Origin of the sequence: Catenuloplanes atrovinosus (assembly GCF_031458235.1) — a bacterium.
In the GTDB taxonomy this organism is placed as follows: Bacteria; Actinomycetota; Actinomycetes; order Mycobacteriales; family Micromonosporaceae; genus Catenuloplanes; species Catenuloplanes atrovinosus.
On the sequence record NZ_JAVDYB010000001.1, the window covers coordinates 7934901 to 7950985 of the forward strand.

At 72.0% G+C, this 16085-nt stretch carries 12 protein-coding genes; 10 read left to right on the forward strand and 2 right to left on the reverse strand.

Features of this window, described 5'->3' with window-relative positions; genetic code table 11:
* The first annotated feature begins 118 nt into the window (after positions 1–118).
* The gene (locus J2S41_RS35390) at positions 119–2152 is read left to right on the forward strand and encodes a hypothetical protein (protein ID WP_310374591.1); all 2034 of its coding nucleotides are present in this window, start codon (positions 119–121) and stop codon (positions 2150–2152) included.
* Positions 2153–2158: 6 nt separating this feature from the next.
* Here the strand turns inward: J2S41_RS35390 and J2S41_RS35395 are convergent, their stop codons facing one another.
* Both J2S41_RS35395 and J2S41_RS35400 read right to left on the reverse strand, forming a co-directional pair.
* Positions 2159–3298 carry an NADH-quinone oxidoreductase subunit D gene (locus tag J2S41_RS35395; RefSeq protein ID WP_310374593.1) on the reverse strand — a complete coding sequence of 380 codons (1140 nt, stop codon included), beginning with the start codon at positions 3296–3298 and terminating at the stop codon, positions 2159–2161.
* Positions 3295–4338, reverse strand: coding sequence for an SAM-dependent methyltransferase (locus tag J2S41_RS35400; protein ID WP_310374595.1), 1044 nt, complete (start codon positions 4336–4338; stop codon positions 3295–3297). The genes J2S41_RS35395 and J2S41_RS35400 overlap by 4 nt, the downstream gene beginning before the upstream one ends.
* Positions 4339–4363: 25 nt before the next feature.
* On the opposite strand from J2S41_RS35400, the gene J2S41_RS35405 reads away from it, so the two are divergent.
* The 9 genes from J2S41_RS35405 to J2S41_RS35445 all read left to right on the forward strand — a co-directional run bounded on the left by J2S41_RS35405 (position 4364) and on the right by J2S41_RS35445 (position 16061).
* On the forward strand, positions 4364–5695 hold the full coding sequence (locus J2S41_RS35405) for a phytase (RefSeq protein ID WP_310374597.1): 1332 nt from the start codon (positions 4364–4366) through the stop codon (positions 5693–5695).
* Positions 5696–5829: 134 nt separating this feature from the next.
* Positions 5830–6774, forward strand: a complete 945-nt coding sequence (locus J2S41_RS35410; RefSeq protein WP_310374599.1) for a Rossmann-like and DUF2520 domain-containing protein — start codon at positions 5830–5832, stop codon at positions 6772–6774.
* On the forward strand, positions 6761–7603 hold the full coding sequence (panC, locus tag J2S41_RS35415; RefSeq protein ID WP_310374601.1) for a pantoate--beta-alanine ligase: 843 nt from the start codon (positions 6761–6763) through the stop codon (positions 7601–7603). The genes J2S41_RS35410 and panC overlap by 14 nt, the downstream gene beginning before the upstream one ends.
* A 126-nt stretch (positions 7604–7729) precedes the next feature.
* Positions 7730–8644, forward strand: a complete 915-nt coding sequence (locus tag J2S41_RS35420) for a septum formation family protein (RefSeq protein ID WP_310374603.1) — start codon at positions 7730–7732, stop codon at positions 8642–8644.
* 225 nt (positions 8645–8869) lie between these two features.
* Positions 8870–10513 (forward strand): L-aspartate oxidase, encoded by a 1644-nt coding sequence (locus J2S41_RS35425; protein ID WP_310374605.1) that lies wholly within the window; start codon positions 8870–8872, stop codon positions 10511–10513.
* On the forward strand, positions 10510–11403 hold the full coding sequence (gene nadC / locus J2S41_RS35430) for a carboxylating nicotinate-nucleotide diphosphorylase (protein WP_310374606.1): 894 nt from the start codon (positions 10510–10512) through the stop codon (positions 11401–11403). Before J2S41_RS35425 ends, nadC begins: the two co-directional genes overlap by 4 nt.
* Before the next feature lie 25 nt (positions 11404–11428).
* Entirely contained in the window at positions 11429–12187 is a 759-nt protein-coding gene (locus J2S41_RS35435; RefSeq protein WP_310374607.1) for a type III pantothenate kinase, read from the forward strand.
* 567 nt (positions 12188–12754) lie between these two features.
* Positions 12755–13108: a histone-like nucleoid-structuring protein Lsr2 gene (locus J2S41_RS35440; RefSeq protein ID WP_310374609.1), complete on the forward strand. Its 354-nt coding sequence runs from the start codon at positions 12755–12757 to the stop codon at positions 13106–13108.
* Positions 13109–13541: 433 nt separating this feature from the next.
* Entirely contained in the window at positions 13542–16061 is a 2520-nt protein-coding gene (locus tag J2S41_RS35445; protein ID WP_310374611.1) for an ATP-dependent Clp protease ATP-binding subunit, read from the forward strand.
* Positions 16062–16085: the final 24 nt, after the last annotated feature.

The window sequence follows — 16085 nt, forward strand, 5'->3', positions numbered from 1 at the left end:
CTCGTTAACCGAAAATTCTGATCCGGCGCCATCGCCCCTGCTCAGGGCATCGATGGCGCCGGATCGCGCTATCCGAGCCCGTTTCGCTATCCGGCGACTCTGGGTAGGCTTCACGACCATGCCAGCCCCTGATCCGGTTGCCGAGCGGGCGAACCCACGCCTGGCACAGGGCCTGCTCTGGGCCGGTGTCGGGCTCGCGCCGCTCGCGGCGTTGTTCCTGCTCTTCGGCGGCGGCACCGGCACGCTCCGGTTCGCCGTCTTCCTCGTGCTCGTGTCGATCGCGCTCATCGGCGCCTCGGTCACCCTCCGTGGTGGATCAGGTGCGTCGCGAGTCGATCTCGAAGAGGCGATGGTCGAGGAGATGGTGCGGCTGCGCGCCGAGGTGCGCAGCGAGATAGCCAATGCCACCCGCGTCGGCCAGGCCGCGTCCCAGCAGCGCCTCCAGGCGCTCAGCGCCGCGGTCGACGGCCTCCAAGCCCAGTTCGCCGCGGTGCAGAACGCGGTGCCCGATCCGGCGCCGGTCGCGATCGCCGCGCCGCCCGGGCGGGCCGCGATCGCCGCGGCCGCGGTCGTGCCGCCGGTCGTCGAGCAGGAGGGCCGCGTCGCGACCGGCTACGCGCGCGCGTCCGTCGCACCGCCGGCCCCGGCCGAGCGCGACGAGCCCACCGCGTACGGGTCGGCGCAGGACGATACGTACGGCGGTGACCAGGGTGGATACACCCCGCGCCGGGCGCAGGCGGACGACGGCGGCTACACCGGCCAGCGGTACGCGGAGGCGGACGACGGCAACGCCTACGGCTACGGTGCCCGCTCCGGCGACGATCGCTACGGCAGCGACTACGGCCGCGGCGACCACGGCCGCGGCGACGACTACGAGCGGTCCGGCTACGACCGCGACGACCGGGACCGGGACGAGCGCCGTGCCCGTCGCGATCGCGACGACGAGTACGACCAGTACGACCGCGGCCGCGGCTACGACCAGGAAGAGCGTCGTGAGGACACCGGGCGCGCCCGGGCCAGCGCCTCCGCGAGCGTGAGCCGCGCCGGTGGCCGCGCGCAGGCCGGCCGCGGCAGCGTCCCCGGCCAGCTGGCCGGCGGCATCGTCCGGCACACCGAGACCGTGCACGTCACCACCCGGTCGACCATCGTGGACCCGCGCGGCGACAGCGGCTCCCTCTACGGCGCCGGCGAGTACAACGGCTCCCGCGGCGACGACTACGGCCGGGACACCGCGGACCGCGGCCGCCGCGCCCGCGGCAGCTTCGACCCGGGCGCCCGCGACTTCGACCCCGGCTACCGCGACTTCCGCGGCGGCGGCCACGGCACCGACGAGGGCGGCTACCGCGGCGACGACCGGGGTGGGTACGACAGCGACGACCGGGGTGGGTACGGCAACGACGACCGCGGCGGCTACGGCTACGGCGGTTACGGCAACGACGATCGGGCGGAGCGCGAGGAGAGCACCGAGGACGTCGGCCGCCGCGCCGCCCGGCCCGGCCGGCCCAGTTGGGGCGAGCAGGCCAACCCGTACGACCGGCCCGCGCTCGAGTCCAGCTCGTCCGAGCCCAGCTGGTCCCAGATCCGGCAGGCCGGCGACCGCTACGCCGCGGTCCGGCAGGACGACCGCGGCCAGGAGCTGCGCGTGGGCGAGCGCCGCGCCAGCGTCCGCAGCGACGACAGCGGCACCGAGATGCGCGTCGAGGACCGGTGGGAGTCGGTCCGCCGCGAGGACCGCGCGGCCAACCCGTACGACCGGGATCGCCGTGGCCCGCAGACCGGGCAGATGCGCCGCGTGATCGATCAGGGCCCGTCCACCGGGCAGATCCGCCGGGTCGGCGAGGACCCGCAGCCGTGGCGCACCCAGCAGCGGGGCGGCCGGCGCGAGGAGCCGTGGCGGGTCGGCCCGGACGACGGCCTGCCCGGCCCGGAGGAGCAGCCGCGCGGCCGGTACGACGACGGGCGGTACGACGGCGGCCGATACGACGACGGCCGGCGCGCCGACCGCGGCGGGTACGACTACCGGCAGGACGACCGCGGCCGGTCACCGCAGCGCTTCGACTCCAGCAGCCTCTACGGCGAGGCCAGCCAGTTCACCGGCGAGCAACGCGCGATCTCCGCCATCGAGTGGGACCGCGACGACTACCGGCGTTGACCCGGCCTATTTGTCGATATCCCCCACCACGAAGAACATCGACCCGAGGATCGCGATCAGGTCCGGCACCAGGCAGCCCGGCAGCAGCGTGGACAGCGCCTGCACGTTCGCATACGACGCGGTTCGCAGCTTGAGCCGCCACGGCGTCTTCTCCCCGCGCGACACCAGGTAGTACCCGTTGATCCCCAGCGGGTTCTCCGTCCACGCGTACGTGTGCCCCTCCGGCGCCTTCACCACCTTCGGCAGCCGCACGTTGACCGGCCCGGTGATCCGGTCCACCCGGTCCAGGCAGGCCCGCGCCAGGTCGAGCGACGCGTACACCTGGTCCAGCAGCACCTCGAACCGGGCGTGGCAGTCGCCCGCCGTCCGCGTCACCACCGGCACGTCCAACTCGCCGTACGCCAGGTAGGGCTCGTCCCGCCGCAGGTCCAGGTCGAGCCCGGAGGCGCGCGCGACCGGCCCGGACGCGCCGAACCCGGCCGCCTCCGCCGCGGAGAGCACGCCCACGCCCACGGTCCGAGCCAGGAAGATCTCGTTGCGCCGGATCAGGTCGTCCAGGTCCGGCATGCGCCGTCGCACCGCGTCGATCGCCTCCCGGGCCCGCCCGGTCCAGCCGTACGGCACCTCCTCCTTCAGCCCGCCGACGCGGTTGAACATGAAGTGCATGCGGCCGCCGGAGACCTCCTCCATCACCGCCTGCAGCGACTCCCGCTCGCGGAACGCGTAGAACATCGGCGTGATCGCACCGATCTCCAGCGGGTACGACCCGAGGAACATCAGGTGGTTGAGCACCCGGTTCAGCTCGGCCAGCGCGGTACGCAGCCAGATCGCGCGCTCCGGCACCTCCAGCCCCATCAGCCGCTCGACCGCGAGCACCACGCCCAGTTCGTTGGAGAACGCGGAGAGCCAGTCGTGCCGGTTCGCCAGCACGATGATCTGCCGGTAGTCGCGCACCTCGAACAGCTTCTCCGCGCCGCGGTGCATGTAGCCGACGATCGGCTCGCACTCGACCACCCGCTCGCCGTCGAGGCGCAGCCGTAGCCGGAGCACGCCGTGCGTGGACGGGTGCTGCGGCCCGATGTTGAGCACCATGTCCGCGGTGTCCAGCCCGGCCTGCGTCCCGACCGTCACTTCCCGGAGGCTCATGGCTCCACAATGCCATCTCCGGAGCCGAACGGGTGCGCCACGCCGACCGGCTGCACCAGCCACCAGTGGCCGCCCAGCCCGGCCGGGTCCAGCAGCTCACCCACCGCCGAGGCACTCGCCAGCGCGCGCACGTACCCCGCCGGATCCGTCGAGGCCAGGCCCAGCGGTGGTCGCCTCCCGTCGGCCCCGAGCGCTTTCAGCGCATCCCGTTGAGACATCAGCCGGTACGGATACCCGCCCGCCGGCCTTCCCGCGAGGGACACGGCGCCCGCGTCGGCCACGGCGTCCATCGCGACGTGTGCGGTGATGTCGGTCGTGCCGTCCGCCCGCGGTGGCACCTGCCGCCCGTCGCGGTACCCGGTGAGCGTGCCGTCGAGCGGCCGGCCGTCCCGGACATGTCCATAGTCGACGGCCAGCGCGACGCCGCGCTCGACCCGCGCGAGCGCGCCGGACCAGGCGAGATCCCGGGTGATCCCCACCTCCGCCCGCGCGCCCGGCGGCAGCGGCGGATACCAGCGCGCCAGCCACGCCGCGTCCGCGTCGGACACCGGCCCGCCGAGCGTGTCGTCGGTCAGCACGTACCGGAGACCGGACGGGCCCGCCTCCACCACGTCCACCGGCACGTTGTCCAGCCACTCGGTCGCGAGCAGCACGCCCACGATCCCGTCCGGGACCCGGTCGGTCCAGCCGACGCCGGGCGGCAGCTCCGCCGGCCGCCCGGCCAGCTCCACCGCGAGCGGCCGCAGCCGGCCGCCGAAATCGGCCCGGTGCCGCCGGGTGATCCGCAGCAGCAGTTCACCGCGCCCGGCACCCACGTCGACCAGCCAGAACGGGTCCGGATGGCCGAGCGCCGCGTCCACCCGCGCCAGCAGCGGGCGGAGCAGGCGGGCGAACATCGCGGTGGCGTGCGCGCTGGTCCGGAAGTGCCCGCCGGGACCGGCCGCGCCCGGCCGCGTGAAGAAGCCGTCCGGCCCGTAGAGCGCGGTCTCCATGGCCGCGCGCCATCGAGGGCTGTTCATGCCGAGTTCAGGATCAGTCATCGTGGACACCCTACGGTCGCGTCACATGCGAGCTCCTTCCCTGAGGTTCATCGGCGCGGCTCTCGCCGTACCCACGCTGCTCCTGACGACGACCGCGAATCCGGCGGCGGCCCACGGGCCGCGGCCCGTCGAGAAGGTCGTGCCGGCCGTGGAGACGCCCGCGCTCTACGACGACGAGGCCGGCGGCGACGCCGACGCGGACGACCCGGCGATCTGGGTGCACCCGGCCGACCGCGCCCGGTTCCGCAAGGGCGCCACCGCACAGAGCCGCGGGAGCGCCACCGCACTGAGCCGCGTGATCGCTACCGCACTGAGCCGCGTGATCGCTACCGCGAAGAACGGCGGCCTGCGCGTCTACGACCTGCGCGGACGTGAGCTGCAGTCGATCGCCACGCCGCCCGCGCCGGGCCCGGACGACGAGGCCGGCCGGTTCAACAACGTGGACATCGTCGAGGACTTCCGGCTCGGCGGCCGGACCGTGGACCTCGCCGCGGTCAGCGACCGGGGCCGTGACCAGCTCCGCTTCTACGCGATCGACGAGCGGACCGGCCTGCTCACGGACGTGACCGCGGCCGACGTGCCGTTCGCCTTCAACGCCACCCAGGCCGAGGTGAACGAGCAGCGCACCGCCTACGGCCTGGACGCCGTCGACGGCGGATATCTGCTGGTCAGCCGCCGCAGCACACCCGAGGTCGGCACGTTCCGGCTCGTCGAGCGGAACGGCCGGGTCAGCTACCGCCCGGTCGACCGCCTGACGCTCCCGGCCGAGTTCACGCTGCCCGACGGCACGCACTGGGCGCCCTGCACCGACCCGGGCGACGGCCCGCAGGTCGAGGGCGTGGTGGTCGACGCGGAGAACCGCACGGCCTACCTAGCGCAGGAGGACGTGGCGCTCTGGCGGGTGCCGATCCGCGACGGCCGCTTCACGGGCCGGCCGGCCATGGTGGAGCGGGTGCGCGAGTTTGGCATCCCGGCCACCTACGACGAGGCGACCGAGGAGTGCGTGGTCGACTACGGCGCGGACCCGGGCTTCGGCGGCCGGATCGCCGCGGACGTGGAGGGCCTGACCATCCTGCCGACCGGCCGGACCGGCGGCACGCTGCTGGTCTCCAGCCAGGGCGACGACACGTTCTACACGTACGACCGGCGCTCGAACCGGCCGATCGGGCACTTCGCCGTGGTCGACGGCCCGCGCGTGGACGGCTCGCAGGAGTGCGACGGCGCGGCCGTGACGCCCACGCCGCTGCCCGGCTTCCCCGGCGGGCTGCTGGTGGTGCACGACGGTCAGAACACGCCGGGCGACGGCGACCGGCCGAACACGAACTTCAAGTTCCTCGATGCGGGATTCCTGTACTGACCCTCACCAGCGGCCGTTCGGTTGCCCGCCGGACGGCCGTGGTGAACGTTTTCACACGTGCTTGTATCGGCTCTGAAACACTGGCGCATACTGGCCCCGACCGGTACCTACCCTTCGAGGACTGGATCGCTGACATGGCCGCATCGATGCGCCGCCCGTCCGCCGTCACCGCGCGGACGCCGAACCCCACGCTGACCGTCGGGATCGTCGGCGCCGGCCGGGTGGGCGCCACGCTCGGCGCCGCGCTGACCGCGGCCGGGCACCGGGTGATCGCCGCCTCCGGCACCTCCGACGCCACCACCGAGCGGATCGACCGGATGCTGCCGGACACCGCCCACCTGCCACCCACCCGGGTCGCCCGCGCGGCCACCGACCTGCTGCTGGTCGCGGTGCCGGACGACGCGCTGGCGGCCGTGGTGCGCGGCCTCGCGGACGAGGGCGCGCTGCGGCCCGGCCAGGTCGTCGCGCACACGTCCGGCGCGCACGGGCTCACGCCGCTGCATCCGGCCGTCGCGCGCGGCGCCCGCCCGCTGGCGCTGCACCCGGCGATGACGTTCACCGGCCGGCCGGACGACCTGGCCCGGCTGCACGGCATCTCGTACGGCGTGACCGCCCGCGCGGACGTCCGTCCGTTCGCCGCCCGCCTGGTCGAGCAGCTCGGCGGCGCGGTCGAGTGGATCCGGGACGGCGACCGCGCGCTCTACCACGCCTCGCTCGCGCACGGGGCGAACCACCTGATCACGCTGGTCAACGACGCGCTGGACCGGCTGCGCGACGCGGGTGTGCTGCACCCGGAGCGGGTGCTGGCGCCGCTGCTGCGCGCCTCGCTGGAGAACGCGCTGGCGTTCGGCGACGCGGCGCTGACCGGCCCGGTCTCCCGCGGCGACGCCGGCACGGTCGCGCGTCACCTGGCCGAGCTGACCGAGGTGGCGCCGGAGTCCGTTCCGGCCTACCGGGCGCTGGCCCGGCGCACCGCCGACCGCGCGATCTCCGCCGGCCGGCTCCGCCCCGTGGACGCCGAGCCGCTGCTCGACGTCCTCGCCGACGCCCGGGAGGGCACCCCGCATGACGACCTCTGAGCTGGTCAACACGGTCGCCGAACTCGCGGACGCGCGCGCGAAGCTGACCGGCCGGGTGGCCGTGGTGATGACCATGGGCGCGCTGCACGAGGGCCACGAGTCGCTGATGCGCGCGGCCCGGGAGCGGGCCGACCGGGTGATCGTGACGATCTTCGTGAACCCGTTGCAGTTCGGGCCGAACGAGGATCTCGACCGCTACCCGCGCACGCTCGACGCGGACCTGAAGATCTGCGCGCGGGCCGGCGTCGACCTGGTGTTCGCGCCGTCCGCCCGGGAGATGTACCCGGACGGCCCGCCGCAGGTCCGGCTCAACCCGGGGCCGCTCGGCGAGGAACTGGAGGGCGCGAGCCGGCCCGGCTTCTTCCACGGCGTGCTCACCGTGGTGCTGAAGCTGCTCCAGCTCACCCGCCCGGACCTGGCGTTCTTCGGGGAGAAGGACTATCAGCAGCTGACCCTGGTGACCCGGATGGTGCGCGACCTCAACGTACCGGTCGAGGTGGTGGGCGTGCCGACCGTGCGCGAGCCGGACGGGCTGGCGCTGTCCAGCCGCAACCGCTACCTCTCCGCCGGGGAGCGGGCGACCGCGCTCGCGCTCTCCGCCGGCCTGCGCGCCGGCGCGGAGACCGCGGCCGCCGGTGGCTCCGCGGCCGACGCGCTCGCCGCCGCGCACGCGCGGATTCGCGACGAGCCCGGCGTGGACCTGGACTATCTGGTGCTGCTCGCGCCCGACCTCGGCCCGGCACCGGAGCACGGCCCGGCCCGGCTGCTCACCGCCGCCCGGGTCGGCACCACGCGGCTCATCGACAACATTCCGATAGAACTGCGCTGAGCTGCGACGACACGGCAACACCAGGCTCCCGATCGGGGCACGCGGCATGCCGTGTCCCGTCGCGGACGTTACGTTAGGGCTCGGGCTTGATTCGGGTCCGTGTGGGCGATTGGGGAGGTCTCTCGGATGCGACGCTCGGTGGCGGCGCTGGCGCTCGGCGCCGTGATGGTGGCGGGACTGGCCGGCTGCGGCCTGCCCGGGGGCGTCGACGGTGAGCTGACCGACGACTGGGCAGGGCTTCCGGCGCCCACGTCGTTCGTGCCGGCCGCGGGTGTCTGCTATGCCACGGACTTCGCGCCGGTCGCGCCGCGCACGCTGTCGACGCCGGTGGACTGCGCCGCGGACCACCGCACCGAGACCACGTTCGTCGGCACGTTCACCGGCGCGCCGGCCGACGCGGACAAGCCGCCGGCCCGTGACTCCGACGCGGCGCGCGCCGCGTTCGCCGAGTGCGACAAGCAGTCCGCGACGTACCTCGGCGCCGACTGGCGGCTCGGCCGGCTCGCGCTCGGTCTCGCGCTCCCGTCCGACAAGGCGTGGACCGGCGGCGCCCGGTGGTACCGGTGCGACGTGACCGAGCGGACGAACGTGGAGGAGAACGGCACCACCGTGCTCCGCAAGGGCTCGGTCAAGGACGGGCTGAAGGCGGAGAACGCGCCGCTGCGGCTGGGCTGCTACACGATGGACGTGCAGAGCACGCTCGAGATCACCAAGATGGCCGCGATCGACTGCGCCAAGGAGCACAACGGCGAGTTCGTCGGCGTCTGGCAGGCCCCGGCGAACACGAAGTACCCGCAGGTCACCGACATCGCGGCGTGGCAGACGTTCTACAACAACTGCCGCCAGAGGATCGCCGACTACGTGAAGGTGCCGAAGGACGACGATCTCGCGGCGCGCAGCGGCGTCGCGCCGGTGCTGGCGAACGAGGCCGACTGGAAGACCGGTGACCGCGGCGCCCGCTGCTACGTCTGGCTCCAGGACATCAAGGTCAACAAGTCGCTGCGCGGTGCGGGGCCGAACGCGCTGCCGATCACCGACTAAGCACCCGATTTACCCGCTTCCGGCGGGCCGGGGTCCGCATGCCCCCGCGGGCACCGGCCGGCCGCGCGAGGCAGAGCATTCACGCCGGTCAGGGGCGGGCGGTCGGGGCGGCAGCCGGGCTCCCTGCCGGTTCCGCGGTGCGAGAACCGGAGCGGGCGAGCGATTAGCCCCACTTTTCGACGGCGGCGCTCCCCAAAGGGTAGGCGGGTCGAGTTGACTGGAGGGATGCGTCCACTCGATCTTCCGGCCCTGCCGACGCGTCTCGCCGCCCCGGCGCCGGGCTGGACCGAGACCACCGACGTCATCGTCGTGGGCTCCGGTATCGCCGGGCTTACCGCCGCGTTGCATCTTCGCGAAGGTGGGCTGCACGTCACCGTGGTCACCAAGGTGAACATCGACGACGGGTCGACCCGGTGGGCGCAGGGCGGGATCGCCGCGGTGCTCGATCCGCTGGACACCCCGGAGTCGCACGCCTACGACACCGAGGTCGCCGGCGTCGGGCTGTGCGACGCGGAGGCGGTGCGCGTGCTGGTGGAGGAGGGGCCGGCGCGGGTCCGCGAGCTGATCCGCACCGGCGCGGAGTTCGACCGCAACGCGGACGGCTCGCTGATGCTGACCCGCGAGGGCGGCCACCGCGCGAACCGGATCGTGCACGCCGGCGGCGACGCCACCGGCGCGGAGGTGCAGCGCGCGCTGCACGCCGCGGTCGGGCGCGACCCGTGGATCCGGATGGTCGAGCACGCGCTGGTCCTGGACCTGCTGACCGACGCGACGGGCCGGGCCTGCGGGATCACGCTGCACGTGCTGGGCGAGGGCTCGGAGGACGGCGTCGGCGCGATCCTGGGCCGGGCCGTGGTGCTGGCCACCGGCGGGATGGGCCAGATATTCGCGTCCACCACGAACCCGTCCGTCTCCACCGGCGACGGCGTGGCGCTCGCGCTGCGGGCCGGCGCCGCGGTGACCGATGTCGAGTTCGTCCAGTTCCACCCCACGTCGTTCGTCTCCGGCGCGGTCAGCGCGGTTCAGCGCCCGCTGATCAGCGAGGCGCTGCGCGGCGAGGGCGCGCACCTGGTCGACGGCGACGGCAAGCGGTTCATGGTCGGCCAGCACGAGCTGGCCGAGCTGGCGCCGCGCGACGTGGTGGCGAAGGGCATCCACCGGGTGCTGCTGTCCGAGGGCTCGGACCACGTCTACCTGGACGCCCGCCATCTCGGCCGGGACTTCCTGGAGCACCGCTTCCCGACCATCCTGGCGTCCTGCCGGGCCGCCGGCGTGGACCCGGTGACCGACCTGATCCCGGTGGCGCCGGCCGCGCACTACGCCTCCGGCGGCGTCCGTACCGACCTGCACGGCCGCACCAGCATTCCCGGGCTGTACGCGTGCGGCGAGGTGGCCTGCACCGGCGTGCACGGCGCGAACCGGCTGGCCAGCAACTCGCTGCTGGAGGGCCTGGTCTTCTCCCGCCGGATCGCCGACGACATCCGCCGCGACCTGCCGCCGCAGTCCGAGCCGGTGCTGGCCGACGCCAGCGCCCAGTGGGTGGTGGACGAGAACGCGCGCCCGGACCTGCAGCGCGCGATGAGCCGGGGCGCGGGCGTGCTGCGCTCGGCCGGTTCGCTGGTCGGCACCGCGGCCGCGCTCACCGCCACGGCCGGGCGCCGCGGCACGCCGCGCACCGCGAGCTGGGAGGCGACGAACCTGCTCACCGTGGCCACGGCGCTGACCGGCGCGGCGTACGCCCGGCAGGAGACCCGCGGCTGCCACTGGCGGGAGGATTTCGGCGTGGCGGAGGACGAGTGGCGCGGCCACCTGGTCACCGCGCTGGCCGAGGACGGAACACCCACCCACACCTGGGAGCCGATCGCATGACCACCAGCCTCAGTGACCCGACGCGGACCGCGCTGGACGAGGCCGGCCTGCCGGTCGCGGAGATCGAGCGGATCGTCCGCACCGCGCTCGAGGAGGACCTCGGGCCGGAGCACCGCGACGTGACCAGCGAGTCCACCATCCCGGCGGACCAGACGGACACGGCCGACCTGATCGCGCGCGCGGACGGCGTGGTGGCCGGGCTCGCGGTCGCCGCCGCGGTCTTCGAGCTCTCCTCCGGCCGTACCGTCGAGGTGGTGCTGACCGCGGCCGACGGCGCGCGCGTGACCCGCGGCGACGTCCTCGCCACCGTGACCGGGCCGACCCGGGCGTTGCTGACCGCGGAGCGCACCGCGCTGAACCTGCTGTGCCGGGCGTCCGGCGTGGCCACCCACACCCGCGCCTGGGCGGACGCGCTGGCCGGCACGAAGGCGACCGTGCTGGACACCCGCAAGACCACGCCGGGCCTGCGCGTGCTGGAGAAGTACGCGGTCCGGGCCGGCGGCGGCACCAACAAGCGGATGGGCCTGTACGACGTCGCGATGATCAAGGACAACCACAAGCTCGCGGCCGGCGGCCTGACCGCGGCCTACCGGCGGGTGCGCGAGACGTTCCCGGACGTGCCGGTGCAGGTGGAGGTCACCACGGTCGCGGAGGCGGTCGAGTCGGTGGAGGCCGGCGCGGACTTCCTGCTCTGCGACAACATGAGCCCGGAGCTGCTGCGCGAGGTGGTGGCCGCGGTCGGCGACCGGGCCGAGCTGGAGGCGACCGGCGGCCTGACGCTGGCGGTCGCGGCCGAGTACGGCGCGACCGGGGTGGACTACCTCTCGGTCGGCGGCCTGACCCACTCCTCGCCGATCCTGGACATCGCCATGGACCTGCGCCCGAGGTAGATCGCCTGCTCGCTAGGCTGCCACCGTGCTGCTCTGCATCGACATCGGAAACACGAACACCGTCCTGGCCACGTTCGACGGTGACCAGCTCCGGCACTCCTGGCGGGTGAAGACCGACGCCCGGTCGACCGCGGACGAGCTGGGCCTGATGTTCCGCGGGCTGCTGGCCGGTGACGCCGTGGAGATCACCGGGGTGGCGGCCTGCTCCACCGTGCCGGCCGCGCTGCGCAACCTGCGGGCGATGCTGGCCAAGTACTACGCGTCCGTCCCGAACGTGATCGTGGAGCCGGGCGTGCGCACCGGCGTGCAGCTCGCCATCGACAACCCGAAGGAGGTCGGCGCGGACCGCGTGGTGAACACGCTGGCCGCGCACAGCCTCTACGGCGGCCCGTCGATCGTGGTCGACTTCGGCACCACCACGAACTTCGACGTGATCAGCGCGCGCGGTGAGTTTCTCGGCGGCGCGTTCGCGCCGGGCATCGAGATCTCGTTCGACGCGCTCGCCGCCCGTGCCGCCCAACTGCGCAAGGTGGAGGCCACCAAGCCGCGCTCGGTGATCGGGAAGAACACCGTGGAGTGCCTGCAGTCCGGGCTGTACTTCGGTTTCGCCGGTCAGGTGGACCGCATCGTGGAGCGGATGACCGAGGAGATCGGTGAGGTCAAGGCCGTGATCGCGACCGGCGGCCTGGCGCCGCTGGTGGTCGGCGAGTGCCGCACGATCACGCACCATGAACCCATGATCACGTTGATCGGTCTTCGCATGGTGTACGAGCGCAACGTCTAATTGGAATTGCGGGTGCGCGCACCGCACCCCGGCGCGGGCGAGTTGATATTCGGCCGGTTCCATTCCGTGACGGACAGCAATCCGCCGGACACGGAACCGGGCGAATCGGTGGCGGCCTTTATCCTTGCCCTGACTGGCGAGTATGGTTCCGGGGCGAGCTGTCCCTATCCGCCCGGCCCGGGCCGGGCGCCGGCTGTCACAGTGGTGTGGGGCATGTCGGTACCGGAGTCCGAAATGCTCCCTTCCCGGCGGCCGGGTGTGACGCGGCGTGACTGCGGACACAACATCCACCTCGCAGTTCGCCAGGTAGCACTTGAGCGGTTCGCGGATTTCCGGTCACGATCCGGCCTCGTATCGTGGGTGAATGCCTTCCAAGGGCGCGGCGGAGAATGTCGCTTCGGTTCCTTGCACCCCGGTTGACCAGGGAATCCCTTCCACATCGGCATTCTGGAAAGCCTCCCCGCCCGGCACGCCACAAGACCCTGCCCATCCTATTGACGGGCGACGCATCTTTTGAGTTATTGTTCAGGTATTGCGGGAGAAACTTGCTCGGAAGGATAACGGCCCGTGGCCAAGCAGATCATTCACAAGCTGGTCGACGACATCGACGGCGGCGACGCGGACGAGACGGTCAAGTTCGCCCTCGACGGTGTGCAGTACGAGATCGACCTCTCGAAGAAGAACGCCGAGAAATTGCGGTCCCTTTTCGAGCCCTACGTCGGCGCCGGCACTAAGGTCGGCCGGGGCGGTGTCGTTGTCGGTGGTCGCGCCGCGCGAGGCCGTGGCGGCGCGGCGGCGGACCGGGAGCAGAACAAGGCCATCCGCCTCTGGGCCAAGAAAGAGGGCAAGGAGATCTCCGACCGCGGGCGCATCCCGCAGGAGATCGTCGACGAGTTTCACGCGAAGGGCCCCGGGCGCTGATCACCCCGTAACCCCATCGTTCTACGGCCGGAGGCCCGCGACGCGCACCGCGTCGCGGGCCTCCGTGCGTATTTGTGCTGCTCAGCGTGTTATCCACAGCGACCTGTTGATAACCACAGCCCCTGTGGATAACGTGGCGAACCTGTGGACAACCGGTGCCCACCTGATCGATTTCGCTGTCCGCGTAGCGCCCCTGGCCAGGGAACAGGTGTCCTGCGTGGCAGGTTGGTAAATGCGTCGCCGGCTGCCGGTTCTCGGACAACGTCGAGGAGCGGCGAAGTCGGTCGGCGGCGATAGAGTGATGGCATGGACATCCTCCGTGGATGTCCGGGCGTGGTTTACAGGCAGGGACGTGGTTTCGCGGGCAGAGGCGCCGCCACGTTGCTCGACTCACAAGATCGAGTGCGCACGGCACGTGAGGAGCACGAGGGATATGTTCGAGCGGTTCACCGACCGAGCGCGTCGGGTTGTCGTCCTGGCTCAGGAAGAGGCCCGGATGCTCAACCACAACTACATCGGCACCGAGCACATCCTGTTGGGCCTCATCCACGAGGGTGAGGGCGTCGCCGCCAAGGCCCTGGAGAGCCTGGGCATCTCGCTCGAAGGCGTGCGCCAGCAGGTCGAAGAGATCATCGGTCAGGGTCAGCAGGCCCCCAGCGGGCACATCCCGTTCACGCCTCGGGCCAAGAAGGTGCTGGAGCTGTCGCTCCGCGAGGCGCTGCAACTCGGCCACAACTACATCGGTACGGAGCACATCCTGCTCGGCCTGATCCGTGAGGGTGAGGGCGTGGCAGCGCAGGTGCTGGTCAAGCTGGGCGCCGACCTCAACCGGGTCCGCCAGCAGGTCATCCAGCTCCTTTCCGGATATCAGGACAAGGGCACCACGGCCGCCGCCGCGGCCGGTGGCGAGGCCACGCCGTCGACCAGCCTGGTGCTGGACCAGTTCGGCCGGAACCTCACCCAGGCCGCCCGCGAGGGCAAGCTCGACCCGGTGATCGGGCGCGAGAAGGAGATCGAGCGGGTCATGCAGGTGCTGTCCCGCCGGACCAAGAACAATCCGGTGCTGATCGGCGAGCCGGGTGTCGGTAAGACCGCGGTGGTGGAGGGCCTGTCGCAGAAGATCGTCAAGGGTGAGGTGCCCGAGACGCTGAAGGACAAGCAGCTCTACACGCTGGACCTGGGCGCGCTGGTGGCCGGTTCCCGCTACCGGGGTGATTTCGAGGAGCGCCTGAAGAAGGTGCTCAAGGAGATCCGCACCCGGGGCGACATCATCCTGTTCATCGACGAGATCCACACCCTCGTCGGTGCGGGCGCGGCCGAGGGCGCGATCGACGCCGCCAGCATCCTGAAGCCGATGCTGGCCCGCGGCGAGCTGCAGACCATCGGCGCCACCACGCTCGACGAGTACCGCAAGCACCTGGAGAAGGACGCGGCGCTGGAGCGCCGGTTCCAGCCGATCCAGGTGGGCGAGCCGTCGCTGGCGCACACCATCGAGATCCTCAAGGGTCTGCGTGACCGCTATGAGGCCCACCACCGGGTCTCGATCACGGATGCCGCGCTGGTCGCGGCGGCCACGCTGGCCGATCGGTACATCTCCGACCGCTACCTGCCGGACAAGGCGATCGACCTGATCGACGAGGCCGGCGCGCGGATGCGCATCCGCCGGATGACCGCGCCGCCGGACCTGCGCGACTTCGACGAGAAGATCGCCGAGGTGCGCCGGGGCAAGGAGTCCGCGATCGACGCGCAGGACTTCGAGCGGGCCGCGCAGCTGCGCGACAAGGAGAAGCAACTGCTCTCGCAGAAGGCACAGCGCGAGAAGCAGTGGAAGGCCGGCGACCTCGACGTGGTCAGCGAGGTGGACGACGAGCAGATCGCGGAGGTGCTGGGCAACTGGACCGGCATCCCGGTCTACAAGCTCACCGAGGAGGAGACCTCCCGGCTGCTGCGCATGGAGGACGAGCTGCACAAGCGGGTCGTCGGCCAGTCGGACGCGGTCAAGGCCGTCTCCAAGGCGATCCGGCGTACCCGGGCCGGCCTCAAGGACCCGAAGCGACCGTCCGGCTCGTTCATCTTCGCCGGCCCCTCGGGCGTCGGTAAGACCGAGCTCTCCAAGGCGCTGGCGGAGTTCCTGTTCGGCTCCGAGGATGCGCTGATTCAGCTGGACATGTCGGAGTTCCACGATCGGTATACGGTGTCGCGCCTGGTCGGTGCGCCTCCCGGTTACGTCGGTTACGACGAGGGTGGGCAGCTGACGGAGAAGGTGCGTCGTAAGCCGTTCAGTGTGGTGCTGTTCGACGAGATCGAGAAGGCGCACCCGGATGTCTTCAACACGCTGTTGCAGATCCTGGAGGACGGCCGGCTGACCGATGGTCAGGGCCGGATCGTGGACTTCAAGAACACGGTCATCATCCTGACGACCAACCTGGGCACCCGGGACGTGGCCAAGGCCGTGTCGCTCGGTTTCCAGGCGTCGGAGGACCAGGAGTCGAATTACGAGCGGATGAAGCAGAAGGTCAACGACGAGCTGAAGCAGCACTTCCGCCCGGAGTTCCTGAACCGCATCGACGACACGATCGTCTTCCACCAGCTCCAGCAGGAGGAGATCCTGCACATCGTGGACATCTTCGTCTCGCGCATCGAGTCGCAGCTGAAGAACAAGGACATGGGCCTGGAGCTGACGGACAACGCGAAGAAGTACCTGGCGAAGAAGGGCTTCGATCCGGTGCTGGGTGCCCGGCCGCTGCGCCGGACCATTCAGCGCGACGTCGAGGACAACCTGTCCGAGCGCATCCTCTTCAACGAGTTGCGCCCCGGCCACATCGTGGTCGTCGACTGCGAGGGCGACCCGGACAACATCGAGCAGTCCAAGCTCGTGTTCCGGGCGTCGGACCGGCCGGTCGAGGTGCCGGAGACGGTCCCGGCCGACCTGGGCGTCGCCACCGAGGAGTAGCCGAGCATGTGAGAAGGGGCCCCG

Coding starts and splice junctions, on each gene's coding strand:
- J2S41_RS35390 (WP_310374591.1), top strand. CDS start 119: ATGCCAGCCCCTGATCCGGTTGCCGAGCGGGCGAACCCACGCCTGGCA.
- J2S41_RS35395 (WP_310374593.1), bottom strand. CDS start 3,298: ATGAGCCTCCGGGAAGTGACGGTCGGGACGCAGGCCGGGCTGGACACC.
- J2S41_RS35400 (WP_310374595.1), bottom strand. CDS start 4,338: ATGACTGATCCTGAACTCGGCATGAACAGCCCTCGATGGCGCGCGGCC.
- J2S41_RS35405 (WP_310374597.1), top strand. CDS start 4,364: ATGCGAGCTCCTTCCCTGAGGTTCATCGGCGCGGCTCTCGCCGTACCC.
- J2S41_RS35410 (WP_310374599.1), top strand. CDS start 5,830: ATGGCCGCATCGATGCGCCGCCCGTCCGCCGTCACCGCGCGGACGCCG.
- panC (WP_310374601.1), top strand. CDS start 6,761: ATGACGACCTCTGAGCTGGTCAACACGGTCGCCGAACTCGCGGACGCG.
- J2S41_RS35420 (WP_310374603.1), top strand. CDS start 7,730: ATGCGACGCTCGGTGGCGGCGCTGGCGCTCGGCGCCGTGATGGTGGCG.
- J2S41_RS35425 (WP_310374605.1), top strand. CDS start 8,870: ATGCGTCCACTCGATCTTCCGGCCCTGCCGACGCGTCTCGCCGCCCCG.
- nadC (WP_310374606.1), top strand. CDS start 10,510: ATGACCACCAGCCTCAGTGACCCGACGCGGACCGCGCTGGACGAGGCC.
- J2S41_RS35445 (WP_310374611.1), top strand. CDS start 13,542: ATGTTCGAGCGGTTCACCGACCGAGCGCGTCGGGTTGTCGTCCTGGCT.